Source organism: Aeromonas sp. S9(2024), assembly GCF_041403185.1.
GTDB lineage: Bacteria > Pseudomonadota > Gammaproteobacteria > Enterobacterales > Aeromonadaceae > Aeromonas > Aeromonas enteropelogenes.
The window spans coordinates 76,950-102,915 of the sequence record NZ_JBGLRE010000012.1; the positions used below are offsets into that span (position 1 = coordinate 76,950).

25 protein-coding genes and 1 tRNA gene are annotated in these 25,966 nt (G+C 61.2%); 19 read left to right on the forward strand and 7 right to left on the reverse strand.

Annotation, left to right across the window (positions count from 1 at the left end):
• Window positions 1-31 precede the first annotated feature (31 nt).
• From ACB028_RS17440 to ACB028_RS17475, 8 genes are all read left to right on the forward strand, one after another.
• Window positions 32-1,393 (forward strand): aspartate aminotransferase family protein, encoded by a 1,362-nt coding sequence (locus ACB028_RS17440; protein WP_371144838.1) that lies wholly within the window; start codon window positions 32-34, stop codon window positions 1,391-1,393.
• Between the two features lie 53 nt (window positions 1,394-1,446).
• Window positions 1,447-2,544, forward strand: a complete 1,098-nt coding sequence (locus ACB028_RS17445) for a polyamine ABC transporter substrate-binding protein (RefSeq protein WP_329602421.1) — start codon at window positions 1,447-1,449, stop codon at window positions 2,542-2,544.
• Window positions 2,545-2,663: 119 nt separating this feature from the next.
• Entirely contained in the window at window positions 2,664-3,749 is a 1,086-nt protein-coding gene (locus ACB028_RS17450; protein ID WP_042070603.1) for a polyamine ABC transporter substrate-binding protein, read from the forward strand.
• Window positions 3,750-3,827: 78 nt separating this feature from the next.
• The gene (gene potA, locus ACB028_RS17455) at window positions 3,828-4,982 is read left to right on the forward strand and encodes a polyamine ABC transporter ATP-binding protein (RefSeq protein WP_026457327.1); all 1,155 of its coding nucleotides are present in this window, start codon (window positions 3,828-3,830) and stop codon (window positions 4,980-4,982) included.
• Window positions 4,979-5,884: an ABC transporter permease subunit gene (locus ACB028_RS17460; protein WP_042027291.1), complete on the forward strand. Its 906-nt coding sequence runs from the start codon at window positions 4,979-4,981 to the stop codon at window positions 5,882-5,884. Before potA ends, ACB028_RS17460 begins: the two co-directional genes overlap by 4 nt.
• The gene (locus tag ACB028_RS17465) at window positions 5,881-6,723 is read left to right on the forward strand and encodes an ABC transporter permease subunit (protein ID WP_026457636.1); all 843 of its coding nucleotides are present in this window, start codon (window positions 5,881-5,883) and stop codon (window positions 6,721-6,723) included. The genes ACB028_RS17460 and ACB028_RS17465 overlap by 4 nt, the downstream gene beginning before the upstream one ends.
• Before the next feature lie 45 nt (window positions 6,724-6,768).
• Entirely contained in the window at window positions 6,769-7,473 is a 705-nt protein-coding gene (locus ACB028_RS17470) for an MOSC domain-containing protein (RefSeq protein WP_371144839.1), read from the forward strand.
• Between the two features lie 154 nt (window positions 7,474-7,627).
• A tRNA-Pro gene (locus tag ACB028_RS17475) sits at window positions 7,628-7,704 on the forward strand.
• Window positions 7,705-8,063: 359 nt separating this feature from the next.
• On the opposite strand, the gene ACB028_RS17480 is transcribed toward ACB028_RS17475, so the two are convergent.
• Window positions 8,064-8,591, reverse strand: a complete 528-nt coding sequence (locus tag ACB028_RS17480; protein ID WP_026457638.1) for a hypothetical protein — start codon at window positions 8,589-8,591, stop codon at window positions 8,064-8,066.
• Between the two features lie 124 nt (window positions 8,592-8,715).
• Window positions 8,716-9,180: a thioesterase family protein gene (locus tag ACB028_RS17485; RefSeq protein ID WP_042027294.1), complete on the reverse strand. Its 465-nt coding sequence runs from the start codon at window positions 9,178-9,180 to the stop codon at window positions 8,716-8,718.
• A 132-nt stretch (window positions 9,181-9,312) separates the two neighbouring features.
• Here ACB028_RS17485 and recQ point away from each other — a divergent pair, with 132 nt between their 5' ends.
• A complete protein-coding gene (gene recQ / locus ACB028_RS17490) occupies window positions 9,313-11,148 on the forward strand; it encodes an ATP-dependent DNA helicase RecQ (RefSeq protein WP_371144840.1) in 1,836 nt (611 codons plus the stop codon).
• Window positions 11,149-11,232: 84 nt separating this feature from the next.
• On the opposite strand, the gene ACB028_RS17495 is transcribed toward recQ, so the two are convergent.
• On the reverse strand, window positions 11,233-11,535 hold the full coding sequence (locus tag ACB028_RS17495; protein ID WP_201942446.1) for a c-type cytochrome: 303 nt from the start codon (window positions 11,533-11,535) through the stop codon (window positions 11,233-11,235).
• A 103-nt stretch (window positions 11,536-11,638) separates the two neighbouring features.
• On the opposite strand from ACB028_RS17495, the gene ACB028_RS17500 reads away from it, so the two are divergent.
• The 3 genes from ACB028_RS17500 (at window position 11,639) to ACB028_RS17510 (ending at window position 14,133) form a co-directional block, all read left to right on the forward strand.
• Window positions 11,639-13,066 (forward strand): YdiU family protein, encoded by a 1,428-nt coding sequence (locus ACB028_RS17500; RefSeq protein ID WP_371144841.1) that lies wholly within the window; start codon window positions 11,639-11,641, stop codon window positions 13,064-13,066.
• A gap of 10 nt (window positions 13,067-13,076) precedes the next feature.
• Window positions 13,077-13,364: a DUF3630 family protein gene (locus ACB028_RS17505; RefSeq protein ID WP_216993428.1), complete on the forward strand. Its 288-nt coding sequence runs from the start codon at window positions 13,077-13,079 to the stop codon at window positions 13,362-13,364.
• A 94-nt stretch (window positions 13,365-13,458) separates the two neighbouring features.
• Window positions 13,459-14,133, forward strand: a complete 675-nt coding sequence (locus ACB028_RS17510) for a 7-cyano-7-deazaguanine/7-aminomethyl-7-deazaguanine transporter (RefSeq protein ID WP_042027298.1) — start codon at window positions 13,459-13,461, stop codon at window positions 14,131-14,133.
• A 272-nt stretch (window positions 14,134-14,405) separates the two neighbouring features.
• On the opposite strand, the gene rraA is transcribed toward ACB028_RS17510, so the two are convergent.
• The gene (gene rraA / locus ACB028_RS17515; RefSeq protein WP_026456861.1) at window positions 14,406-14,891 is read right to left on the reverse strand and encodes a ribonuclease E activity regulator RraA; all 486 of its coding nucleotides are present in this window, start codon (window positions 14,889-14,891) and stop codon (window positions 14,406-14,408) included.
• A gap of 306 nt (window positions 14,892-15,197) precedes the next feature.
• On the opposite strand from rraA, the gene ACB028_RS17520 reads away from it, so the two are divergent.
• A complete protein-coding gene (locus tag ACB028_RS17520; protein ID WP_223379512.1) occupies window positions 15,198-15,848 on the forward strand; it encodes a chromophore lyase CpcT/CpeT in 651 nt (216 codons plus the stop codon).
• Between the two features lie 80 nt (window positions 15,849-15,928).
• On the opposite strand, the gene rpmE is transcribed toward ACB028_RS17520, so the two are convergent.
• The gene (gene rpmE / locus ACB028_RS17525) at window positions 15,929-16,144 is read right to left on the reverse strand and encodes a 50S ribosomal protein L31 (protein WP_005306787.1); all 216 of its coding nucleotides are present in this window, start codon (window positions 16,142-16,144) and stop codon (window positions 15,929-15,931) included.
• Window positions 16,145-16,291: 147 nt separating this feature from the next.
• Between rpmE and priA the strand changes: the two genes are divergently transcribed.
• Window positions 16,292-18,499: a primosomal protein N' gene (gene priA / locus ACB028_RS17530; protein ID WP_371144842.1), complete on the forward strand. Its 2,208-nt coding sequence runs from the start codon at window positions 16,292-16,294 to the stop codon at window positions 18,497-18,499.
• A 68-nt stretch (window positions 18,500-18,567) separates the two neighbouring features.
• Here priA and ACB028_RS17535 read toward each other — a convergent pair whose 3' ends face one another.
• Window positions 18,568-19,653: a hypothetical protein gene (locus ACB028_RS17535; protein WP_371144856.1), complete on the reverse strand. Its 1,086-nt coding sequence runs from the start codon at window positions 19,651-19,653 to the stop codon at window positions 18,568-18,570.
• Window positions 19,654-19,873: 220 nt separating this feature from the next.
• Here ACB028_RS17535 and ACB028_RS17540 point away from each other — a divergent pair, with 220 nt between their 5' ends.
• From ACB028_RS17540 to dtd, 4 genes are all read left to right on the forward strand, one after another.
• Window positions 19,874-21,307: a DUF2867 domain-containing protein gene (locus ACB028_RS17540; protein ID WP_371144857.1), complete on the forward strand. Its 1,434-nt coding sequence runs from the start codon at window positions 19,874-19,876 to the stop codon at window positions 21,305-21,307.
• A 179-nt stretch (window positions 21,308-21,486) separates the two neighbouring features.
• Entirely contained in the window at window positions 21,487-22,743 is a 1,257-nt protein-coding gene (locus ACB028_RS17545; protein WP_342013757.1) for a malic enzyme-like NAD(P)-binding protein, read from the forward strand.
• A gap of 163 nt (window positions 22,744-22,906) precedes the next feature.
• A complete protein-coding gene (locus ACB028_RS17550; protein ID WP_042070586.1) occupies window positions 22,907-23,779 on the forward strand; it encodes a virulence factor BrkB family protein in 873 nt (290 codons plus the stop codon).
• Window positions 23,780-23,865: 86 nt separating this feature from the next.
• A complete protein-coding gene (dtd, locus tag ACB028_RS17555; protein WP_371144843.1) occupies window positions 23,866-24,303 on the forward strand; it encodes a D-aminoacyl-tRNA deacylase in 438 nt (145 codons plus the stop codon).
• Here the strand turns inward: dtd and ACB028_RS17560 are convergent.
• Window positions 24,292-24,972: a spermidine synthase gene (locus tag ACB028_RS17560; protein ID WP_371144844.1), complete on the reverse strand. Its 681-nt coding sequence runs from the start codon at window positions 24,970-24,972 to the stop codon at window positions 24,292-24,294. The two genes, dtd and ACB028_RS17560, sit on opposite strands and share 12 nt — an antisense overlap.
• Window positions 24,973-25,023: 51 nt before the next feature.
• Here ACB028_RS17560 and ACB028_RS17565 point away from each other — a divergent pair, with 51 nt between their 5' ends.
• Complete coding sequence (locus ACB028_RS17565) at window positions 25,024-25,944, forward strand: bifunctional GNAT family N-acetyltransferase/hotdog fold thioesterase (protein ID WP_026456896.1); 921 nt, start codon at window positions 25,024-25,026, stop codon at window positions 25,942-25,944.
• The last annotated feature ends 22 nt before the right edge of the window (window positions 25,945-25,966 follow it).

Consider the following 25,966-nt stretch of genomic DNA (forward strand, 5'->3'; position numbering starts at 1 on the left):
CGCTTGAGTCGAAGGAACCGAGGAGCAAGAAATGCAGCACACCACCCGTGAGTGGCAGCAACTGGATGCCAGCCACCACCTGCACCCCTTTACCGATTTTCAGGCCCTGAACAAGAAGGGCAGCCGCATCATCACCAAGGCCGATGGCGTCTATCTGGAGGACTCCGACGGCAAGCGCATCCTCGACGGCATGGCGGGGTTGTGGTGCGTCAACATGGGTTACGGCCGCCAGGAGCTGGTGGAGGCTGCCACCCGCCAGATGCAGCAGCTGCCCTACTACAACCTCTTCTTCCAGACTGCGCACCCGCCGGTGATCGAGCTGGCCACCCTGCTGACCGAGGTGACGCCGGCCCATCTCAATCACGTCTTCTTCACCGGCTCGGGTTCCGAGTGCAACGATACCGTGCTGCGCATGGTGCGCCACTACTGGGCCAGCAAGGGGCAGCCCGACAAGCAGGTGATCATCAGCCGCCACAACGCCTACCACGGCTCCACCGTGGCGGGGGCGAGCCTCGGCGGCATGAAGGGCATGCATGCTCAGGGTGGCTTGCCCATCCCCGGCATAGTGCACATCGATCAGCCCTATCACTTCGGCGAGGGGCAGGAGATGAGTGCCCACGAGTTCGGCCTGGAGCGTGCTCGCCAGCTGGAGAAAAAGATCCTGGAGCTGGGAGTGGACAAGGTGGCGGCCTTCATCGGCGAGCCGATCCAGGGGGCCGGCGGCGTCATCATTCCGCCCGACAGCTACTGGCCCGAGATCCAGCGCATCTGCGATCAGTACGGCATCCTGCTCATCGCCGATGAAGTGATCTGCGGGTTTGGCCGCACCGGCCACTGGTTTGCCAGCGAAGGGTTTGGCATCAAACCGGACCTCATGTGCCTGGCCAAGGGGATCACCTCCGGCTATCTGCCGCTGGGTGCCGTGATGGTGAGCGATCGGGTCGCCAGGGTGCTGGTGGAGGAGGGGGGCGAGTTCAACCACGGCTTCACCTACTCGGGTCACCCGGTGGCCTGCGCCGTGGCGGTAGCCAACATCCAGCTTATGCAAAACGAGAGCATAGTTAAGCGAGTGCATGATACTATCGGCCCCTATTTGCAGCGTCGCTGGAGCGAGCTGGCCGACCATCCTCTGGTGGGCGAAACTCGCGGCAAAGGCCTGGTGGCCGCGCTGGAAATTGTCCGGGACAAGCAGACCAACCAGCGTTTTCCGGCCGAGGCAAATGCCGGAATGACGTGTCGGGAATTCTGCTTTAACAATGGCTTGGTGATGAGGGCGGTCGGCGATACCATGATCATATCGCCCCCCTTGGTCATCACCGAGGAACAGGTTGATGAATTGGTCAAACTGGCAAGGCTCAGTCTGGATCTGACTGCTGCGAAGCTGAAGGGATAGCTGGTGCCAGGCAGGTTGGCATGCGCATACAATTTGCTTAGGAGACAAGGATGATGTCTTTCAAAACGGGAGTGATCGCTGCCTCTGTGGCGTTGGTCATGGCAAGCGCCGGAGCAATGGCTGAAGAGAAGGTGTTGCACGTCTATAACTGGAGCGACTATATCGCCTCGGATACCCTGGATAATTTCCAGAAGGAGACGGGCATCAAGGTGGTCTATGACGTGTTCGACAGCAACGAGGTATTGGAAGCCAAGTTGCTGGCAGGCAAGTCTGGCTACGATATCGTGGTGCCGTCCAACCCCTTCCTGGCCAAGCAGATCAGGGCGGGCGTGTTCCAGAAGCTGGACAAGTCCAAGCTCCCCAACTGGCAAAATCTGGATGACAACCTGCTCAAGGCGCTCGAACCGAGCGATCCGGGCAACCAGTACTCCATCCCCTATCTGTGGGGCACCATCGGCTTTGCCTACAACCCCGAGAAGGTGAAGGCCGTACTGGGTGACAAGGCCCCGGTGGATTCCTGGGATCTGGTGTTCAAGCCGGAAAACATGGCCAAGCTCAAGGAGTGCGGCGTCTCCTTCCTCGACTCGCCGACCGAAATGTTGCCTGCGGCCCTGCAATATCTGGGCTTCAAGCCGGATAGCCAGAAGCCGGCCGAGCTGAAGAAGGCCGAGGAGCTGTTCCTCTCCATTCGCCCCTATACCGCTTATTTCCACTCCTCCAAGTACATTTCGGATCTGGCCAACGGCAACCTGTGTGTGGCGGTCGGTTACTCCATGGACCTGCAACAGTCCAAGGCACGTGCCGCCGAGGCCAAAAATGGCGTCGCGCTGACCTACATCATTCCGAAGGAAGGCGCAGGCAGCTTCTTTGACATGATCGCCATCCCGGCGGATGCCAAGAACGTGGAATCTGCTCACGTCTTCATCAATTACCTGATGAAGCCGGAGGTGATCGCCAACATCACCAACCAGATACAGGCTCCGAACGGAAACAAGGCAGCTACTCCGCTGGTGGATGAGGCGATCCGCACCGATCCGGGTGTCTATCCCGATGCGGCGACCCTGCAGAAGATCTACACCTTCCCGGATCTGCCGGCCAAGGTGCAGCGGACCATGACCCGCAGCTGGACCAAGATCAAGTCCGGCAAGTAAGTGACGAGTGCTCCTCCCGGTCCGCAGTTCGGCCGGGAGGATTGTGATGCCATCCCTTCGGGATGGGCCGCGCGAAGGGATGCGCAGCCGGAATACCACAAAACAGGAGAACTGACACAGTGCATACTACCAAGTTGATCACCCTTGCCCTGACCATGGGGCTGGCGAATGTGGCCCAGGCAGCCCCTGTGGTGCACTTTTACAACTGGTCCGATTATATCGGCGAGACGACCCTCAGCGATTTCCAGCAGGCGACCGGGATCAAGACCGTCTATGACGTGTTTGACTCCAACGAGACCCTTGAGGGCAAGCTGCTGACGGGGCGGACCGGGTACGACCTGGTGGTGCCCTCCAACAATTTCCTGGCCAAGCAGATCCAGGCGGGAGCGTTCCAGAAACTGGACAAATCCCAGCTGCCCAATCTGGCCAACCTGGACCCCGTGCTGCTCGGCCAGCTCGACAAGGTGGATCCGGGTCAGCAATACGCGGTGCCCTATCTGTGGGGAACCAATGGCATCGGCTACAACGTCGACAAGATCAAGGCGGTGCTGGGGGTCGACAAGATTGACTCCTGGGCCACCATCTTTGAACCGGAAAACATGGCAAAACTCTCCCGTTGCGGCGTCGCGTTTCTCGACTCCGCCGACGAGATGATCCCCGCCGTCCTCAACTACCTCGGACTCGATCCCAACAGCCACGAACCGGCCGACATCAAGAAGGCCGAGGCCCAGCTGTTGAAGGTGCGGCCCTATGTGGCCTACTTCCACTCCTCCAAGTACATCGGCGATCTGGCCAATGGCGACATCTGCGTGGCGGCCGGTTTCTCCGGCGACATCCTGCAGGCGGCGGCGAGAGCCGAGGAAGCGGGCAAAGGGGTGAATATCGCCTACAGCATTCCGAAGGAGGGAGCCAACCTCTGGTTCGACATGATGGCCATCCCGGCGGATGCCCACAATGTCAAAGAAGCCCACGCCCTCATCAACTATGTCCTGCGGCCCGAGGTGATCGCCAAGATCAGCAACTATGTGGGCTATGCGAACCCCAATGCCAAGGCCGGAGAGTTCATGGATGAGGAGGTGCGCAAGGATGAGCGGGTCTACCCGCCTCAAGCGGTGCTGGAGCATCTGTTTGTGCAGGAGGCACATCCACGTGCGGTACAGCGCCAAATGACCCGGAGTTGGACGAAGATCAAGTCCGGAACCTAACCTTGGTGCCCGCTCTGGGGCGCCAGATCGCTTTTATGAATCGACCCTCTGGTCGGTGTCACGCTTGGGAGTTTGGTAATGGCGATAGCCTCCAGTGCCTACAAGAAAGCCCTCGAGGGCAGTCAGCAGCGCAAAGAAGTGCTGGTCAAGATCGATCGGGTCAGCAAGCAGTTCGATGAAACGCTGGCGGTCGACAATGTGTCGCTCAACATCCACAAGGGCGAAATCTTCGCCCTGCTCGGAGGGTCCGGTTCGGGTAAATCCACCCTGTTGCGGATGCTGGCCGGGTTCGAGCGCCCCACCGAGGGACGTCTGTTCCTCGACGGGGTCGACATCACCGACATGCCGCCCTATGAGCGCCCCATCAACATGATGTTCCAGTCCTATGCCCTGTTCCCCCACATGACGGTGGCGCAGAACATCGCCTTCGGCCTCAAGCAGGATGGCCTGCCCAGGGCCGAGATCGATGCCCGGGTGGAGGAGATGCTCAAGCTGGTGCAGATGACCCAGTATGCCCGCCGCAAGCCGCACCAGCTCTCCGGTGGTCAGCGGCAGCGGGTAGCTCTGGCTCGTTCCCTGGCCAAGCGCCCCAAGCTGCTGTTGCTGGACGAACCCATGGGGGCACTGGACAAGAAGCTGCGTTCCCAGATGCAGCTGGAGCTGGTCGAGATCATCGAGCGGGTCGGCGTGACCTGCGTCATGGTGACCCACGATCAGGAAGAGGCCATGACCATGGCCGAGCGGATCGCCATCATGCATCTCGGCTGTATCGAGCAGATCGGCAGCCCGATGGACATCTACGAGACCCCGGCCAGCCGGCTGGTGTGCGAGTTCATCGGCAACGTCAACCTGTTTGACGGCATGCTGGTGGAGGATGAGCAGGACCATGCCACCATCGCCTGTGCCGACCTGGAGCAGCCCATCTATGTGGGCCACGGTATCAGCTCCCGCGCCGAGAACAAGAAGGTGACCTATGCCCTGCGGCCGGAGAAGCTGCTGATGAGCCTGCAAAAACCGGTCGAGATCGAGCACCCCGATTTCAACTGGACCAAGGGCGAGGTCTATGACATCGCCTATCTGGGCGGCCACTCCGTCTATTACATCCAGCTGCCCTCGGGCAAGATCGTTCAGGCTTTCATCGCCAACGCCGAACGCCACGGCAAGCGGCCGACCTGGGATGACCAGGTGTTCCTCTACTGGGAAGATGACAGCGGCGTGGTGCTGCAATCATGAATGCATTGAAACGACTGAAGATATTGGGCGGGCGCCAGTTGGTGATCGGCATCCCGTTCTTCTGGCTGTTCCTCTTCTTCCTGCTGCCCTTCATCATCGTAGTGAAGATAAGCTTCGCCGAAGCGGATGTAGCGATCCCGCCTTACACCGATGTGGTGAGCTGGGCCGACAACCAGCTCACCATACTGCTCAACATGGGCAACTATCTGCTGCTGCGGGAAGATGAGCTCTATATCGCTGCCTATCTCGGCTCCCTCAAGATGGCCTTCATCAGCACCCTGCTCTGTCTGTTGATTGGTTATCCGATGGCCTATGCCATCGCCCGGGCCAACAAGGAGACCCAGACCGTTCTGCTGCTGCTCATCATGATGCCGACCTGGACCGCGATCCTGATCCGGGTCTACGCCTGGATGGGCATCCTCAGCAACAACGGCCTGCTCAACAGCCTGCTGATGGGGATAGGCCTCATCGACGAGCCGCTGCAGATCCTCAACACCAACCTGGCGGTCTACATCGGCATCGTTTACTCCTACCTGCCGTTCATGGTGCTGCCGCTCTATGCCAACCTGGTCAAGCACGACCAGAGCTTGCTGGAGGCGGCTTCCGATCTCGGTGCCCGCAACCTCACCCGTTTCTGGCAAATCACGGTACCGCTCTCCAAGAACGGCATCATCGCCGGCTGCATGCTGGTGTTCATCCCTGTGGTGGGCGAGTTCGTGATTCCGGAACTGCTGGGCGGCCCCGAGACTCTGATGATTGGTAAAGTGCTGTGGCAGGAGTTCTTCAACAACCGTGACTGGCCGGTGGCCTCTGCCCTGGCGGTGGTGATGCTGGCGGTGCTGATCGTCCCCATTATCCTGTTCAACCGCAACCAGGCCAAAGAGCTGGAGGGTAAAGCATGAAGCGTTTCGGTTTTGCCAAATTGATGCTGTGGCTGGGTCTGCTGTTCATCTACCTGCCCATGGTCATCATGGTGATCTACTCCTTCAACGCCTCCAAGCTGGTGACCGTATGGGGTGGCTGGTCGCTGAAGTGGTACTTCGGCCTGCTGGACAACAAGCAGCTGATAGGCTCAGTGCTGCGCTCGCTGGAGATCGCCTTCTACACCGCGATTGCGGCGGTAGCGCTCGGTACAGTGGCGGCCTTTGTGCTGACCCGGATCCCTCACTTCCGCGGCCGGACCATGTTCGGCGGCATGGTGACGGCGCCGTTGGTGATGCCCGAGGTGATCACCGGTCTCTCCCTGCTGCTGTTGTTCGTGGCCATGGCCCAGCTGGTGGGCTGGCCCGCCGAGCGGGGCATGGTGACCATCTGGATTGCCCACACCACCTTCTGTACCGCCTATGTGGCGATCGTGGTGTCGGCCAGGTTGCGGGAACTGGATCTCTCCATCGAGGAGGCGGCCATGGATCTGGGGGCCAAGCCCTGGAAGGTGTTCTTCCTGATCACCATCCCGATGATCGCCCCCTCGCTGGCGGCGGGCGGCATGATGTCGTTTGCCCTGTCGCTGGATGACCTGGTGCTGGCGAGCTTTGTCTCCGGCCCGGGCTCGACCACGTTGCCGATGGAGGTCTTCTCGGCTGTGCGTCTCGGCGTGAAACCCGAGATCAATGCGGTTGCCAGCCTGATCCTGCTGTCGGTATCCCTGTTCACCTTTGGCAGCTGGTATCTGATGGCCAAGGCGGAGAAACGCCGCCGCGCCGAGATCGCCATGACAGCCCAGATGCAGGCTGTCGCCTGACCTCGTGTTAAGATCCGCCTACTCTCGTCAATTCGGAGGATGAGTATGCGGATCTCTCTCTTTACTGGCCGTGGCGCCGAACTGGTGCCCGGTCTCACGACAGCCATTCACAAACACCCCGCCACGGTGCCGCTGTTTTGCGGCCAGCTTGGACTGGAGGGGGATGAGCAAAGCGATCAACGTCATCACGGCGGCCCGGATCGGGCGCTGCACTACTATCCCGCCGATCACTACCCTTGGTGGCAGACTTGGCAAACCGCGCTGGGCTTGCCCGCGCCCAAAACGCCATGGCAACCCGCCGCTTTTGGTGAGAACCTCTCTGGCCTCGGGCTGGCCGAAGCACAGGCTTGCATCGGCGATGTCTATCGACTCGGCGAGGCGCTGATCCAGATAAGTCAGCCCAGATCGCCTTGTTTCAAACTCAACCAGCGTTTTGGCTATGGTCAGATGTCCCAGGTGATGCAGCTCAGTGGTCGCTGTGGCTGGTTGCTGCGGGTGCTGGAGGAGGGCATGGTCGCACCGGATCAGACTCTGGAGCTGGTGGACAGGCCCTATCCAGAGCTGACGGTGAAGCGCACCGCCGATATCCTGTTCAATCAGGTACGCAACGAAGCCGATCTACTGCTGTTGCTGGAGAACCCGGCGCTGTCGCCCAACTGGCGTCAGAATGCGGTCAGCTGGCTGGAGCACGGGATGGTGGCTGACTGGCGACCCCGTTTACTGGGGCCCGAGTCGCTGCAGTTGCCTTGAGCCCGGTTGCCGGAATGTCATCACCTGGCTGCATTCCGGTAAACTCGTGCTTAAAACGCTGAATAGTTGAGCGAGCAGCACTTTTTTTCCCTTTTAATGCAAAAAAGGCTTGTGTCGGGTCGGGGCTTTCGGTAAATTCCCGTCCCGCAGACATCGGTGTGTAGCGCAGCTTGGTAGCGCACTTCGTTCGGGACGAAGGGGTCGGAGGTTCGAATCCTCTCACACCGACCACATTTGAAAAGGCCGCTCAATGAGCGGCCTTTTCGCATTTCTACTCTCCCCCTTTTCTTCTCTCTGCCAGCCGGCAGCTTCTCTTTCCTGACGTAGCTTGGGCCATCTAGTTCCGCATCCGGAATATCTGGGGTATTCCCGGGCCGAGCACTGCCGATGATGGCTGAGTCGTGACTGTATTTTGCGATCACAAGAAGTGGACGAGTGCTGAGTGGCAGGGGGGATTGCTGCAGGCATGAAAAGGGCCACCGCCCGGTGGCCCATGGGTGGAGTCTGATCCTGACTCCGGCACTCTCAGATTGTGGCAATCTCGCTATGGGTCTTGTCTATAGTGCCCTCCTTGCGCGCCAGGCGCTTACTCAGATATGCCAGTGCTGATGCCGCAATGCCTTGAAGCTGTGCTGAGGTTGCAAGGCCGCGTGCTTGGGGTACTCACTAATGAAATGTTCAATTCCCTCCATCAGTTGTGCACGTAATGAAATCACGGGCTCATGCCAGGCTTGCAGGCATAGATGGCCGGGGATCAGCTGCTCCTGATAATCTTCCAGCAGCTGTTCTGGCCAGGGCTCAATACCGGAATTGCGTTGCAGCAAATAGTGGGCGGCGGGTTCACGGGCATAGATGAACTGAATTTGGGCCAGATCGCGTTGGCATAGCGTTTGACTGTTGATATGACAGGTCAAATATTTTCCCGTCTTCAGATCCAAAAAGTGACCGCGTTGCCGGCAGGGAACGATGCGATACCAAGGCAGGGGCGAGGAGAGCGCATAGCCCTCAAGCTCCTGTTCCAGCCAGTGACGACACTCGGGTGTCTGCACCTCGTCGAGCATGGACTCGATACGCATCAACAAGGCTCTGGATGGTGTGGTCGCCAGTTTCGCACTCATCGCCTGCAATCCTCCCTCTGCAAACAATCCCGGATCTCAGTATGGCTCTTTATCGGGCGGAGGGGGTAAGGAATCTAATGATTAAAAGTGGATTAACAGAGTGGTTTTTATGCATTAAGCGGGCTCATCCAACCAGATAGGTACCGGTTCCGAAGGCGATATGGGTCCCCTCCTCGTTGTGCAGCTCCATGCGGGCAACGGCGACCTTGCTGCCAGCGCGGATGATGTGGGCGGTGGCGATGAACTCGTTGCCGCGCCCCGGGCGCAGATAGTCCACCCGCAGATCGATGGTGCCAAGGCGGGAGAAGCGCTCCTTGAGGTAGCTGGGGGAGAAATCCTCCAGCTCGTCGATGCAGGAGGCGGCGACTATCATGCCGCCCGCCACATCCAGCAGGCTGGCGGTGACGCCGCCGTGCAGAATGTTGTGGAAGGGGTTGCCAATGAGCTTCTCGTCCATCCTGATACGCAGCTCCACCTTGTCGAAGTCGTAGTGGGTCACCTGCATGCCGATCAGCTTGTTGAATGGCATCTTCTCGGCAAACAGGTTGGCAATGCCACTGAGCGCCATCTTCTTGAGCATCTGTTTCATCCTTGATCCCGATCCTTGTCAGCAAAGCCGAGTAAAAACTCCAGCCAGTCTGCAACACTTCCTTAACAGTCGCAATGGCAGGTTTATTGTGGACGGCGGCTGCTTTAGAATGGCGACCCCAAAGGAGAGCCCATGACTGCGATTGCCGAAACCCTGCCTGACCCTCAGCCAGAGACACCGCTAGCCCTGCTGCAAGCGGTCTTCGGCTATCAGCAATTTCGGCCGGGCCAGCTCGAGATCATCGAGCAGATAGTGGCGGGGCGTGATGCCCTGGTGCTCAAACCCACCGGCGGCGGCAAGTCGCTGTGCTACCAGATCCCGGCACTGCTGCGACCGGGGCTTGGGGTGGTGGTCTCCCCCCTCATTTCGCTGATGAAGGATCAGGTGGACAGCCTGCGTGCCAACGGCGTGGCGGCGGCCTATATCAACTCGGCCCTGAGCCGGGAGGAGATGATCCAGAACTTTGCCGCCATGCGGCGCGGCGAGATCAAACTGGTTTATGTTTCCCCCGAGCGTCTGCTGCAGCATGAGTTCATGGACCGGCTGGCCGAACTGCCGCTCGGTCTGTTCGCCATCGACGAGGCCCATTGCGTCTCCCAGTGGGGTCACGATTTTCGGCCGGAATATGCGGCGCTCGGACGGCTCAAGCAGTGGTTCCCCCAGGTGCCCGTGGTGGCGCTCACCGCCACCGCCGACGAGGCGACCCGCAGCGACATGCTGCACCGACTGGAGCTCAACGATCCCTTTATCCACACCGCCAGCTTCGACCGGCCCAACATCCGCTACAGCCTGGTGGAAAAGTTCAAGGCGGCCGAGCAGCTGCTGCGCTATGTGCAGAGCCAGAAGGGCAACTGCGGCATCGTCTACTGCTCCAGCCGCAACCGGGTGGAAGAAGTGGCCGAGCGGCTCTCTCGACACGGCTGCAAGGCGGCCCCCTATCATGCCGGCCTGCCGCTCGAGCAGCGTCAGCAGACCCAGGAAGCCTTTCTCAAGGATGACATCGAGATAGTGGTGGCGACGGTGGCATTCGGCATGGGCATCGACAAGCCCAACGTGCGCTTCGTGGTGCACTACGACATCCCCAAGAACATCGAGTCCTACTATCAGGAGACCGGCCGCGCCGGTCGTGACGGCACCCCGGCCGAGGCGCTGCTGCTCTACGATCCCGCCGATATCGGTCGGGTGCGCCGCTTGCTCGACAACATCGAAAACCCCCAGCAGCTGCAGGTGGAGCAGTACAAGCTCAACGTGATGGCGGCCTTTGCCGAGGCGCAGACCTGCCGGCGCCAGGTGCTGCTCAACTACTTCGGCGAGTACAACGACAAGCCGTGCGGCAACTGCGACATCTGCCTCGATCCGCCCAAGAGCTATGACGGCACCGAAGACGCCCAGAAGGCACTCTCCTGCGTCTGGCGGGTGGGCCAGAACTTCGGGGTAGGCTATGTGGTGGAGGTGCTTCGCGGCTCGCTCAATCAGCGCATCAAGGATCACGGCCACGACAAGCTCTCGACCTACGGCATCGGCAAGGATCAGAGCCACGAGTACTGGATGAGCGTGATCCGCCAGCTGATCCACAAAGGCCTGCTGACCCAGAACATCACCCGCAACCTGGTGTTGCAGCTGACCGAGGCGGCCCGCCCCGTGCTGCGCGGCGAGGTGAAGCTGGAACTGGCGGTACCCCGCCTGCAGCCCATCTCCAGCCGCAAGGAGAAGCGCAACGGCCTGCTCGACAACGCCAACTACGACAAGCGGCTGTTCAAGGAGTTGCGCGCGCTGCGCAAACAGATTGCCGAGGATGAAGAGGTGCCGCCCTACGTGGTGTTCAACGATGCGACCCTGGTGGAGATGGCACAGCTCATGCCGATGACGGAAGACGAGATGCTGGCGATCAACGGCGTCGGCCATCGCAAGCTGGAGCGTTTCGGTGAAGCCTTTATGGACCTTATCATCGACTACTGCCGGCGCTAGGATCGATTAGCGAAGCATCATCGACCGTGGCAGATTCAGACCGGCACATCAGGGGGAAGGCGCCCATTATCCGGACGCCGTGAATTATTTCAGGCTGGCGTAATAGGCCGCCAGGTTCTCCATGTCGGCATCGGTGAGCGGGGCCATGAAGGGAACCATCAGTGGCTCCTTGCGACTGCCATCCTTGAAGGCTTTCAGCTGTTTCAACAGATAGGCCTCCTGTTGGCCTGCCAGGTGAGGATAAACCGGCACGCTCGCTTTGCCTGCGACGCCGTGGCAGGCTGCGCACACCGCAGCCTTGGCCTTGCCAGCCTCAATATCCGCCGCCCTGGCGTTGTGTCCCCAGGCCAGAGCCAGCAAAGGCAGGGCATACACCCATTTCTGCATCTTCTTCTCCTTGATATGAAATACGCGATCGCCTGTTAGCCGGAAATGGCCGGGGGCGGTATAAAGAGTGACACGAGCATACGCAGGGACGACCCGCATCACCATGAAGTTGATCAACACTTTTGCCACCGAACTGCCCTGGGCCTGCGAGCCCGTCGCCCCCCAACCACTGCATGCCCCCGGCCTGCTGCACCTCAACCGTGCGCTGCTCGGCGAGCTGGGGCTGGGGGCGGTGAGCGAGGCCGACTGGCTGGCCTGCTGTGGTCATGGGCAGCCTTTGCCCGGCATGCAGCCGGTGGCCCAGGTCTATGCGGGCCACCAGTTCGGCGGTTACAGCCCGCGCCTTGGTGACGGACGGGCACTGTTGTTGGGAGAACAACTGGCGCCGGATGGCCAGCGCTGGGATCTGCATCTGAAAGGGGCGGGCAAGACCCCTTTCTCCCGGTTTGGCGATGGCCGTGCCGTGCTGCGCTCCAGCATTCGCGAGTATCTGGCCTCCGAGGCGCTCCATGCCCTCGGCATCCCGACTACCCGGGCGCTGGTGCTGGTGGGTAGCCAGGAGCCGGTCTACCGCGAACAGGTGGAGACAGGGGCGACCGTGCTACGCACCGCCTCCAGCCACCTGCGCTTCGGCCACATCGAGTATTTCGCCTGGAGCGGGCAGGGGGAGAAGATCCCGGCCCTCATCGACTATGCGCTGCGTCATCATTTCCAGGAGCTTGCGAACGGGGCCGAGCTGTTTGCCGAGGTGGTGCGCCGCACCGCGCGGCTCATCGCCAAGTGGCAGGCGGCAGGCTTCTGCCACGGGGTGATGAACACTGACAATATGTCGCTGCTCGGGCTGACCCTGGATTACGGTCCCTACGGCTTCATCGACGCCTATGTGCCGGACTTCGTCTGCAACCACTCGGATCCGGGCGGTCGCTACGCCCTGGATCAGCAGCCGGCGGTCGGCTACTGGAACCTGCAAAAGCTGGCCCAGGCGCTGGCGGGTCATGTCGAGGGAGACGCCCTGGCGTCGGCCCTGGCTCAGTACGAGCACCAGCTGATGCTGCACTACTCCGAGCTGATGCGGGCCAAGCTGGGGCTGGTGGTGTGGGAGGACGATGATCCGGCGTTGTTTCGCGAGCTGTTCCGACTGCTGGCGGCGCACAAGGTGGACTACCACCTCTTCTTGCGCCGGCTGGGCGAACTGACCCGACAGGGGGAGTGGCCCGCCTCCCTGCTGGCCTTGTTGCCGGATCCTGCCGCTTGGCAGGGGTGGTTGACGGACTATCGTGAGCGCCTAGCCCGGGAGGGGAGCGAGGACGCTGTCCGCAAGACGAAGATGGATGCGGTCAATCCGAAATATGTGCTACGCAATGCCTTGGCCCAGCAGGTGATAGAGGCTGCAGAGCGAGGGGATATGATGCCGTTTGAGCGGCTGTTTGCAGTCTTGCAAAACCCCTTTGATGAACAGCCTGAATATGAGGAGCTCGCCACGCCGGTTGTCGCTTGGTATTGCGGTGGCGAGCTGTCGTGCAGCAGTTGAGAGGCAAGGAATGAACTGGCGAATTACACAGACAGATACGGACGCCGGCGTGGTGATGCTGGCGTGTGATGGGCTTGAGTGGGACAACTTTCCCGCCCGTGCCGAGTCGTTGCTGGCCGCGTGGGAGCTGGTTGTGATCGAACGGGAATGGGGGGCAGACCGCCACAGCTGGCTGCTGGAATTTGAAGGCAGCCGGCTGCGACTCGAGTATGAACACTACAGCGGTTGCTGGCTGACCGCGGTTCACCCGGCCGATCAGGAGGTGCTGTTCTGGCTTGCTGAACAGCATAAAGATTGAACTATCGATAGGGGGCGGTATAATGCCGCCCCTCAATTATCGCCAATGGTGGCGGTATGGGTTCCCTAACCCCATTAACCAAAAAGGTCACAATATGAATCTGACCCCTGCTCAGCACCAGACGGCGCTGGTGCGCCTCTCGTTGTTCCACATCCTGATCATTGCCAGCAGCAACTATCTGGTGCAGCTGCCGATCACCATCTTCGGCTTTCACACTACCTGGGGTGCGTTCAGCTTCCCGTTTATCTTCCTGGCTACTGATCTGACGGTGCGGATCTTCGGTGCCGGCCTGGCGCGCAAGATCATCCAGACCGTGATGCTGCCCGCGCTGGCTATCTCCTATGTGCTCTCGGTGCTCTTTTTCGAGGGGAGCTTCCAGGGGGTCAGCCATCTGGCCGAGTTCAACCTGTTCGTGGCACGCATCGCCCTGGCCAGCTTTATGGCCTATCTGGTGGGGCAGTTCATGGACGTGGTGGTGTTCAACCGGTTGCGGCTGCTCAAGCACTGGTGGATTGCGCCGGCTGCCTCCACCCTGTTTGGCAATCTGGTGGATACCATCACCTTCTTCAGCATCGCCTTCTGGCGTAGCACGGACCCCTTCATGGCCGAACACTGGGTCGAGATCGCGACCGTGGACTATGTATTCAAGCTGCTGATAAGCCTGGGGTTGTTCGTTCCGCTCTATGGTGTATTGCTGCGTTACCTCAGCCGTAAGCTGGTGGGCGAGGCTGGATTGGCCAGCCTGCAGACGGCCACACGACAAGCCTGACGAAATTGACCACCCTTAGCGGTGGTCAATTTTTTTGCTTTTTTGGCAAATAAGGGTTGCACAGTTAAATGAGAATGATTATTGTTAACTTGTTTTCCGGGAAAGACTTCATTTGTTCCAACGTGATGGACTTCTTGTGAAGGCACGACATTGCTCACATTGCTTCCAGTTAAAGGGCCAGTTTTTACTGGCCCTCTTTTTTTGTCTGCGTCTGGCGAAAAGCGGCCATAAAAAACGGGAGCCTTGGCTCCCGTTGTCATTCTAGTTGCGGCTTACTCGATATCGAGCGCCTCGGGGGAGAGGATCACCCCGGTCGTATCCGCGTAGAGATGGTCATCCGGCAGGAAGGTGACACCACCGAAGTTGACCGGCAGATCGGTTTCACCAACGTCCTTGCTGTCGGCACCCACGGGAATAGCCGCCAGTGCCTGAATGCCGATATCCAGATCTTCCAGGATGTCGACTTCGCGCACGCAGCCGTAGCAGACGATCCCTTCCCATTCGTTCTCGGCAGCCGTGGTGGCGATCTCGCTGTCTATCAGGGCGCGGCGCATGGAGCCGCCGCCATCGATCAGCAATACGCGGCCGACGCCGTTTTCCTTGACGATTTCACGGATCAGGCCGTTCGATTCGAAGCATTTGACCGTGGTGATGACGCCGCCGAAAGAGGCGCGGCCGCCGAAGGAGCAGAGCATGGGTTCGAGCACATCCACCATGTCCTGATAGATGTCGCACAGTTCTGAAGTGTTGTATTCCATTGTGTCAAATCCACCGCCGGAAACAGGTGGATCCAGTATAAGGAGTGAGCCCGGCATTTCAATGAATATTCCTTGAACAGGTCGGCACGCTCCCGCTTTTGTGCCAGCACCTGCACCATGTTGCCAGCCGGTGTCGCTTTCTTGTCTGGCCGACCAATATTGGCGGGGAAGGGGATTTTCATCATATCCGTAGGTCTCTTCCCACAAGGTTTTTTCCCCAGAGTGGCCAGGATTTGATCCTGATGGCTGTTATTGACGGGATTCGCTCATATAATCGCCGCCACTATGATGATTCGGAAGGATTCGATGGCAAAGTTGCTGGCGGCCGTGCTCGGGCTGCTCTGCTCCTGTCTGGCGTTGGCAGGGACAATACCCGGGAATGGTTCGCCCACGTCGAGCATGGAGCCCTTGCTTTCCTGGTTCAGCGGGGAGTTCTCGAGCAAGGAGCAGGCCAGCTATGATAGCCGCTTTACCAGCGCCGAGCTGCGGCTGATGGAGATCTGGCGCGGCCGTCAGGGCTATCGCTGGGTATATGCCGAGCAATATCTGACCCAGCGTGCGGTGCGTCCTTTTCGCCAGCGCATCTACCGCTTCTCGCCCGCGCCCGACGGACGCATCCTGATGGCCGAGCTGACCATGCCGATGGCGACCGATTTTGCCGGAGCCTGGCACAACCCTGCCTTGCTCGATTCTCTGACCCCGCAACAGCTCTCTTTACGCCAGGGGTGCGAGATCTGGCTGGCACGCACCTTCGCCGGCGAATATGCCGGCCATACCCGGGTCGGGCACTGCGCCACCAACTTTGGCGGGGCCGCGACCCTGGTGCAACATATCTGGATTGGGCCGAACAGCGTCAGGCTGCTGGATCGGGCATATGATCTGAAAGGCAAGGCGCGCTGGGGCAGCCCGGGAGAGGGATACGTCTATCTGCGCCGAAGCGAGGAACGGGGACAATGATCCGGTTATCTGGTGGGTAAATTTGGGATGTAAAAAAGGCGCCCATCGGGCGCCTTTTTCAGAATTCTTCAGAAGTAAGATTACTTCTTGGTGGTCATCGCACCGAAACGCTTGTTGAACTTGTCTACGCGGCCGCCGCTAGAAACTTCTTTCTGCTTGCCGGTGTAGAACGGGTGGCACTCGGAGCACACGTCCAGGTTCAGATCTTTACCAACGGTAGAGAAAGTGTTGATGACGTTACCGCAAGAGCACTTGGCGGTGATGGCTACGTAGTCAGGATGGATACCAGCTTTCATGGACAACCTCAATTAATAGGCCGTGTCGCCATCCGATCTCTTGTCGGACACCACACGATTGTTGAACACAGTTTCAAAGGCTGCGAATAATATAGGAAATGCCTGAGATCAGGCAAGTGGCTTCGCAGAAAAAATAGGCAACCCCTGGTGAATTCTTCCCAAACGCTGGATCTGGTTCGTGTGGCTGTGCCGGTGCCGTTACGCCGTCATTTCGACTATCTCTCCCCCCTGCCTCTGCCCGAACCCGGTTGCCGGGTCGAGATCCCTTTCGGCCCCCAGACTCTGGTCGGTCTGGTGGTGGATCACCCGGCCGAGAGCCAGGTGCCCCGCAACAAGCTCAAGCCCATCAAGCGCGTACTCGATGCGACGCCGGTGCTGGGGCCGGACATACTGGCGCTGATGAACTGGAGTGCCAGCTACTACCAGCACCCGCTGGGGGAAGTGCTGCCCCACGCCCTGCCGGTGCTGGTGCGCAAGGGAGAGCCCGCCGCCTATCGGGAGCTGGAGTTCTGGTTTGCCACCGAAGCTGGTATGGCCATGGACCTCAACGAGCTCAAGCGGGCGGCCAAGCAGCAGCAGGCCCTCGCCTTGCTGCGCAAGGGGCCACAGACCCCCTCCGCCCTCAAGCAGGAGGAGATCCAGAGCGCTGCCCTCACTGCGCTGGAGAAGAAGGGGCTGCTGGAGAAGCGCAGCCTGGAGCCGAGCCACGACGGTGACTGGGCTACCCATTTTGAGCCGGGCGAGGGGCTGCGCCTCAACGGTGAGCAGGCGCTGGCGGTCTCTGCCGTCACCAGCCAGAGCGACAAGTTCGGCGCCTTTTTGCTGGATGGCATCACCGGCTCCGGCAAGACCGAAGTCTATTTGAGCATCCTCGAACCCCTGCTCAAGGCGGGCAAGCAGGCGCTGGTGATGGTGCCGGAGATCGGCCTCACCCCGCAGACCATCAATCGCTTTCGCCGCCGCTTCAACGTGCCCGTGGTGGCGATGAACTCCGCCATGAACGACAGGGAGAGGCTCGATGCCTGGCTCGCCTGCCGTGACGGGGGCGCCGCCATCCTGATCGGTACCCGCTCCGCCGTGTTCACCCCGTTCAAGCACCTCGGCATCATCATCATCGACGAGGAGCACGACGGCTCCTTCAAGCAGCAGGACGGCTTTCGCTACCATGCCCGGGATCTTGCCGTGATGCGGGCCCATCGTGCCGGCATTCCCATCCTGCTCGGTTCGGCCACCCCCTCGCTGGAGACGCTGCACAACGCCCGCAGTGGCAAGTATCACCACCTCAGCCTGACCCGCCGCGCCGGTAACGCCCAGACTGCTCGCCAGGTGATCCTGGACATCAAGAACGTGCGGCTGCAGGCCGGGCTTTCGCCCCAGCTGGAGCAGCTGATGGGGTCGCATCTGGCGGCCGGCAACCAGGTGATGCTGTTTCTCAATCGCCGCGGCTATGCGCCGGCCCTCATCTGCCATCAATGTGGCTGGAGCGCCGCCTGCGAGCGTTGCGATGCCTGGTACACCTGGCACCAGGCCGGCCGGCGCCTGCACTGTCATCACTGCGACAGTATTCGTCCTTTACCCCACCATTGTCCCGAGTGTGGCAGCAGCGAACTGATCGGCTCCGGTGTCGGCACCGAGCAGCTCGAGCAACTGCTCACCACGGTTTTTCCACAATATCCTGTGGTGCGCATCGATCGGGACAACACCCGCCGCAAAGGGGAGCTGGAGACCCATCTCGGCGACATCAAGGCGGGCAAGTACAAGATCCTGATCGGTACCCAGATGCTGGCCAAGGGCCACCACTTCCCAGATGTCACGCTGGTCGGGCTGCTGGATGTGGATGGCGCCCTGTTCAGCGCCGATTTTCGGGCCGCCGAAAAGCTGGCCCAGCTCTATACCCAGGTAGCGGGTCGTGCCGGTCGCGCCAGCAAGCCGGGTCTGGTGGTATTGCAGAGCCATCACCCGGAGCACGCCCTGCTGCAGGATCTGACCCAGAATGGCTATGGCCACTTTGCCGATACGGCGCTGAAAGAGCGTCGCCTGCTGGGGCTGCCGCCGTTCAGCTATCAGGGGCTGTTTCGGGCCGAGGCCAACGGCCGTGACGAGGTGCAGCTGTTTCTTACCCGTCTCGCCGAGACGCTACGCAGCGCCCGTTATCCCCATCTGCAGGTGCTCGGGCCCATCAGCGGTTTTATGGAGCGCAAGGCGGGCAAGTTTCGCATGCAGTTGCTGGTGCAGGGGCCCAGCCGGGCAACCCTGGCCCAGCTGCTGGATTGGGCGGTGAAGGAGCTGGATAGCTGGCCCGAGACCAAGAAGGTGCGCTGGAGTCTGGATATCGATCCCACCGAGCTGAGCTAAGCTAAGCCGGTTCAAGCGGTCACTGGCATGTCTCGTCAGTGGCCAAACTTGCGATCTTGCATCCGGGTTCAGACCCTCAGATCGATCTGCTGTACCCAGCCTCCCTTGCCTTGTTCGGTCACATAGAGGCCGGACTGGCGCAACACCCCCTGACTGCCGCTCTCGCCAAGGTGGTTGAAGGGGGTATCGAGGGGGCGCAGCAGGATGGCGCCGATCCCCAGCTCCACCAGAGCGATGGGGGCCTGTTCCGGCTGCCAGAACTGCAGCGCCGAGAACTGGCTGTCCCGCCCATCCAGCACCCCGTTGCCATCTTCATCCAGGGCCGCCAGCTCACCGAAGCCGTTGCCGGAGCGGGCGCCAAACAGCTCGCCTCCGTCATCTATGGTGCCGTTGCCGTTGCGATCCAGCGCCACGAAGCCACTCCCCTCGCCGAGGCCAGGCAGGCTGTCCGCCTTACCATCCTGATCGATGTCGAAATTGACCCGGGCGTCGGTCAGAGCGGCTATCTTGCCGTCCAGGCTCAGCACCAGCGGATCCTTGAGGGCATTCAGGGTGGTGCGGCGCTGGCTCACCTCCAGCTGACGCCAGTCGAGCACAAAGCCGAGATCCAGCTGCAGGGTCTGGCCATCGTTGGTCTGGACGCTGGCCGATGCGATCACCTTGAGTTGTTCCTGTTGCAGCAGGGTGTCAGTCACCTCCACCACCTGATCCTGACTGGCAGCCTGGCCGGTTGACCCTCTTTGAGTGGAGGCTGCCTCCTCCTGATGGCTCTGCTGGATAGGGTCTGGCACCTCGATTTCGTGGCCGACCATGGCTTCGATCATCAGCTTGATGAGGCGCTGGCGGTTGTCGAGCCCGTCGTTGGGGATGCCGTCTTGTTCCTCGCTCTTGCCGGTTTCGGCGGGTTTGGCCAGCGCTGGAGTGGGGGTGGCCTGCGGCTGACTGGTGGTGGCGCGGTTGGCCCCTTGCAGTGTCAGGGCGCCGGTCTGTGTCAGCGTGAGGCTGGTGTGCGCCTCGCTGGTGGTGGCGGGCGTTTGCGTGCCTGCCGGATTGATAGCCGCAGCCGCGGGCCCCAGGTTGCGTACCTTGCGGGCCTGCGCCTGTTGCTGCTGGTATTGCACCTCCCCCTGGAGGTCGTAGTGATCGATGCGCATCCCTGTGCCCTCGGCGCTATCCACCTGGTCATTTATCGACCGCATGCAGAAGAGGGATTAACACCGAATCGCACTAAGCGGCGACTCTGTTATCTTGATGTTGCAAAGTGGCCGTCAGACAGCATGATGGTGAGGCCCGCATGCGGGTATGGGGATGGCGTCCTGTATGAGCTCTGCTGACAGCTGGGTGGCGCCTGAATTGAGCGGGACGGAGGTGGTGATGCGTGATTGTCTGGTGATGGGAGCGGCGGGCTACATAGGTTCTTACCTGGTGCCCCATCTGCAAACGCTGGGCTACAGGGTGGTTGCCGGGGCGCGGCGCCCCTGCCGGCTGCCGCCCGGGGTGGAGTTTCGCCTTGCCGACAGCCTCAAGCCCATCACCCTGTTGCCTGCGCTGGCGGGCATCGACACCGTCTTCTATCTGGTGCACGCCATGGGGGCGGGAGCCGATTTTCACCGGTTGGAGCAGCAGGGGGTGAAGAACTTCGCCGCCGCCGCGCGGGCCGCCGGGGTGCGCCGCATCATCTATCTTGGCGCCATTCAGCCGGAGCTGTGCAACAGCCGCCACCTCAACTCCCGCCGTCACTGCGGCGAGCTGTTCCGCGCCGCCGGAGTGCCGACGGTGGAGCTGCGTGCCGGCATCATCATAGGGCCCGGCTCTGCCGCCTTCGAAGTGATGCGGGATCTGGTGTTCAACCTGCCGATGATGGTGACCCCCAAGTGGGTGCGCTCGCGCACGCCCCCCATCGCGCTTTCCAACCTGCTGCACTATCTGGGCGGGCTGGTGGAGGCTGAGGGGGTGGACGGCCAGATCTTCAACGCCGCCGGCCCCGAGCTGCTCAGCTATCAGCAGCAGTTGCAGAAGTTCGCCGCCCACATCGGCAAGCGCTGCCCAATAGTGCCACTGCCGTTTCTGAGCCCGCGCCTATCCGCCTGGTGGCTGCAATTTGTTACTTCGGTGCCGCAGCCGGTGGCCAAGGCGCTGGTGGGGGGGCTCAAGCACGACATCCCGGCGGATGACGGTCCGCTGCGGACCCTGCTGCCGCAGACTCTTCTCAGCTTCGACGAGGCGCTGACGGAGAGCCTGGCGCTGGAGCAGCGACTCGGGGCCGAACAGCAGGGGGAAGAGACGCCGCTCGGTCTGCGCTGGCGCCATCCCGAATACGGCTTCTATGACCGCACCGCCAGCGGGGAAGCCATCTGCCTCGCCGCCCCCGAGGTGGTGTGGCAGGTGTTGCAACAGCTGGGGGGCGAGAAGCGCTACTTCTACATGAACCAACTGTGGGTGGTGCGCGAATGGATGGATCACCTGATCGGTGGCCCGGCCCTGACCCGTGGTCGCACCAATCCGGATCGTTTCGTGAAGGGGGATATGCTGGACTCCTGGCAGATCCTCGGGGTGGACGAGGGGCGCAGGCTGGATCTGCTGTTCAACATGAAGGCGCCCGGTGTCGGGCGGCTTGAGTTCAACATACTGCCGGAGGAATCTGGCCTGACCCGGCTCAAGGTGACGGCCCACTGGCATCCACAGGGGGCCTGGGGACTGGCCTACTGGCTCGCCATGCTGCCGTTCCACCTCTTCATCTTTCAGGGGATGACGGAGGCGATTGCCCGAGAGGCGGAGGCGATGGCGGGGATACCCGTCATGGATTGAAACCATATCTATAACTAAATAGGTATTATTGGCTGGTATGACATGCTGATTACTGGCTTGTCGGCGCCATGATGGCGATACTTTCCTCTGTGAAAGCCCGCCGGTTTTCTTTATGATCCCCAGCCCTCGCCATCGGCGAGCCAATGCACCACTCATTCACATCCGTATCGGGGTCACCCATGTCCGATCAGCGTCACGATCTTCGTCAACAAGCACTCGATTACCACGCTCAGCCCGTACCGGGCAAAATTGCCATCGCCCTCACCAAGCCCGCCGAGACCGCCCGCGATCTGGCGCTGGCCTACAGCCCTGGTGTGGCAGAGCCGGTACGCGAGATTGCCGCCAACCCGGCCGATGCCTACCGTTATACCGGCAAGGGCAACCTGGTGGCCGTCATCTCCAACGGCACCGCCATCCTGGGATTGGGCAATCTGGGTCCGTTGGCCTCCAAGCCGGTAATGGAGGGCAAGGCCCTGCTGTTCAAGCGTTTTGCCGGTATCGACGCCATCGACATCGAGGTGAAGCACGAAACCAGCCAGCAGTTCATCGACACGGTCGCCGCCATTGCCGATACCTTCGGCGGCATCAACCTGGAAGACATCAAGGCTCCCGAGTGCTTCGAGATCGAACAGGCACTGATCGAGCGCTGCGACATCCCGGTCTTCCACGATGATCAGCATGGTACCGCCATCGTCACCGCTGCCGGTCTGCTCAATGCGCTGGAAGTACAGGGCAAGGAGATTGGCAGCAGCCGCATCGTCTGCATGGGGGCGGGAGCTGCCGCCACCGCCTGCATGGAGCTGTTGATCAAGTGTGGCGCCAAGCCGCACAACATCTTCATGCTGGACCGTCAGGGCGTGATCCACACCGGTCGCACCGATCTGAACCAGTACAAGCAGCGCTTCGCCAACGACACCCCGCTGCGTACCCTGATGGAGGTGATCGACGGGGCTGACGTATTCGTCGGCGTCTCCGGCCCGGACGTGCTGCCCGCCGAGGCGGTGGCCCTGATGGCCCCCAACCCGGTGATCTTCGCCTGCTCCAACCCGGATCCCGAGATCAAGCCCGCCCTGGCCCACTCGGTGCGAGATGACCTCATCATGGGCACAGGCCGCTCCGATTATCCGAACCAGATCAACAACGTGCTCTGCTTCCCCTTCATCTTCCGCGGCGCCCTGGACGCCCGTGCCAGCCGCATCAACGATGCCATGAAGATTGCGGCGGTCGAAGCGATCCGCGGTCTGGCCAAGGAGCCGGTACCGGCCGAGGTGTTGACTGCCGCCGGCGTGAGCGAGCTTGCCTTCGGCAAGGATTACGTCATTCCCAAGCCGATGGATGCCCGTCTGTTGCCGCGCGTTGCCCGCGCTGTGGCGTTGGCGGCGGTGGAATCCGGCGTTGCCCGCACCGAACTGCCTGCCGACTACATGCTCTCTTGAGTCAGCGCAAACGGCCCCGTCATCGGGGCCGTTTTTTTATAAGCAGAATTGGGTTGAGGAGGTGAAGGGTGCCTGTGCCGACAGGTCAATCCGGGTGCAGAGGTGGTCAAACAGCGCTCCCCTCTGACACAATGTCTGCATGACGACGCTTACGAGAATCAAGATGCAGCAGCAAATTCACGGCCGTTTGGCCCACGCCCTCTCCTTCTTGCGCCACGATGGCCGCCACTTTATCCAGTTTGTCTGGGGCCGCTTCCAGCAGGACAGGCTGACGGTGACCGCCGGTTATCTCGCCTATGTCACCCTGCTCTCCCTGGTGCCCATGATCGCCGTGGTGTTCGGCATGATGTCCGCCTTCCCGGTATTCCAGAGCATCAAGCAGCAGATGGAGCGGTTCGTCTACCACAACTTCGTGCCCACCGCGGGCGACATGGTCAAGGAGTACATCGACGGCTTCGTGGCCAATGCCACCAACACCACGGCGGTGGGGATCGGCGCCCTGATCGTGGTGGCCCTGATGCTGATTTCGGCCATCGACAAGAACCTCAACTACATCTGGCGCTCGACCCAGAGCCGGCCGCTGGCCCAGGCATTCGCCATGTACTGGATGATCCTGACCCTGGGACCCGTGCTCATCGGGGCCAGCATCGCCATCTCCTCCTACATACTGTCGCTGCGCTTCCTGTCGGAGGAGAGTCTGTTCGGCGCCGGCTACCTGCTGCTGCGCAGCCTGCCGTTCCTCTTCTCGGTGCTCACCTTCCTGCTGGTCTATACCGTGGTACCCAACTGCAAGGTACGGCTGGTGCACGCCTTCATTGGCGCCCTGGTGGCGGCCACCCTGTTTGAGCTGGCCAAGCGCGGCTTTGCCATCTACATCACCAACTTTCCCTCCTATCAGGCCATCTATGGCGCCCTGGCGACCATTCCGATCCTATTTGTCTGGGTGTATCTGAGCTGGCTGGTGGTGCTGCTTGGCGCGGAAACCACCGCCTGCCTCGGTGAATACGAGAAGCCGGCGAGCGAGGAGCTTGCCTAAGCCGTCGCCTTGCCGGCGGTTTTATTGGTAGCATCGACGACCGCCCTTCCCGAAGGGCGGTCGTTCTGTTTTGAGAGGAGAGGGATGTGATTGCATTGATTCAGCGGGTGTCCGAGGCCAGCGTGACCGTCGAGGGCGAAGTAACCGGGGCCATCGGTCGGGGGCTGCTGGTGCTGCTCGGGGTGGAGCAGGGAGATGACGAGGCCAAGGCCGACAAGCTGCTGCACAAGGTGGGCGGCTACCGGATCTTCTCCGACGAGAACGGCAAGATGAACCTCAATGTGGGCCAGGCCGGTGGCAGCCTGCTGGTGGTCTCCCAGTTCACCCTGGCGGCGGATACCGGCAAGGGGATGCGCCCGAGCTTCTCCGGCGGGGCCCATCCGGCGGAGGCCGAGCGGCTTTACGACTACTTTGTGGCACAGGCCCGGGCGGGGGAGAGCCCGACCGAGACGGGGCGTTTTGCCGCCGATATGAAGGTGGCGCTGGTCAACGACGGCCCGGTGACCTTCTGGCTACAGGTCTGATTCGTCGCCCTGGCGCGGCCGGGTGTGGACGATCACGTTGACGAAACCGGGCACCGGATAGGGAGTGGTGGGGCCGACCCACTGCTCCAGCAGCAGCAGGGCCTGGCTCAGCTCGAGCCGGGTGCGGGGCAGCAGGTTGACGATGAGATCCCCGCTCAGGCGGGGAGCCAGTGCCCGATAGATCCGCTCCTGAAACAGCTGCAGCGGGTTGCCATCCTGGCTGAAGAGATCGAGCAGCACCAGGTCGTAGCTGGCCTCGCTCTGCTCGAGGAAGGCGAGGGCATCGGCCTGATGTACCTGGGGCGCGCGGTTATCTTCTTCCCCGGGATGCTGGAAAAACTGGCGATAGAGGGTGATCACCTCCTCGTCCAGCTCGACGCATTCGTGCCTGGCCGCGGGCCAGCGACGCCGGATATGGCGCGTCAGATCGCCGCCACCCAGTCCCAGCTCGAGGATGTTGTCGGCCTGCTGTGGCAGCAGGCAGGCGATCACCTGCTGGTGGGGCAGACAGAGGAGCGCGGGGTCGTTCAGTGACATGGCGGATTGCACCACGCCGTCGATTTCGAGCCAGCGATGGTGGGCATTTTCCTGCACCGAGAGGCGGCGCCGTGGCTGGACGCTGAGGTGCAATAAGTGGTCGGCTTGGTACGCTTGCAGATTGAAGTCCATGAATTTGCACGGCAAGATGGTTTTCGACCAGTGTAACTCAAGGATGGAACTATGTACCGGGTGGTCACCCCCCAGACGGCAGCCGAGCTGGATGCCTATTATCAGTTGCGCTGGGAACTACTGCGTAAACCCTTCAATCTGCCCCTCGGTTCCGAGCGGGACGAATACGACTCCGTTGCCATTCATCGCCTGATGCTGGCACCCGATGGTACTCCCATTGCCGTTGGCCGTCTGTTTGTCGGCGGTGACGAGGCGCAGATCCGCTTCATGGCGCTGCGCCCGGAATATCGCGGCCAGGGGCTGGGCGCCCGCATGGTGGAAGATCTCGAGCAACTGGCCCTGAGCGAGAAGGTCAAACGACTGGTGATGAACGCCCGTCAGGAGGCGGTGGAGTTCTACCGCAGGTGCGGCTTTCTCGAGGTGGGTGAAGGGCCTGTCTCCTTCGGTCGCATTCCGCACCGTCAGATGATCAAGTCCCTGACCCCCATGCAGACCATCCAGTACCGTCCCGAGTGGTGCCAGGACCTCACCACCCGCTGGTCCAGGGGGATTCCCATCAGCGAGAAGATGGGGATGCACATCACCCACTACGACGGCCAGACCTTCCACCTCAAGGCCAACCTGGCGGCCAACCTCAATGTGCACGACACCATGTTTGCCGGCAGCATCTACAGCCAGTGCGTACTGGCGGGTTGGGGCCTGATCTGGCTGCAGCTCAAGGAGGCCGGGCTGATGGGGGACATAGTGCTGGCGGAGGGCAACATCAAGTACTACCGTCCGGTCGACGAGGAGCCGGAGGCGCGGGTCGCCCGGGAGGGCATGCCCGCGGTGCTGGAGCCGCTCAAGAGCGGGGAGTCCGCCAAGTTCAGTCTCAAGATCAAGCTGTTCAGCGGTGACAAGCTGGCGGTGGAATTCGTTGGCCAGTACGTGGTGCAACCCATCAAGCGGCGCGGTCAGGCGCCGGTGCTGTAACCGGTTGTGCGATGCAAACAAG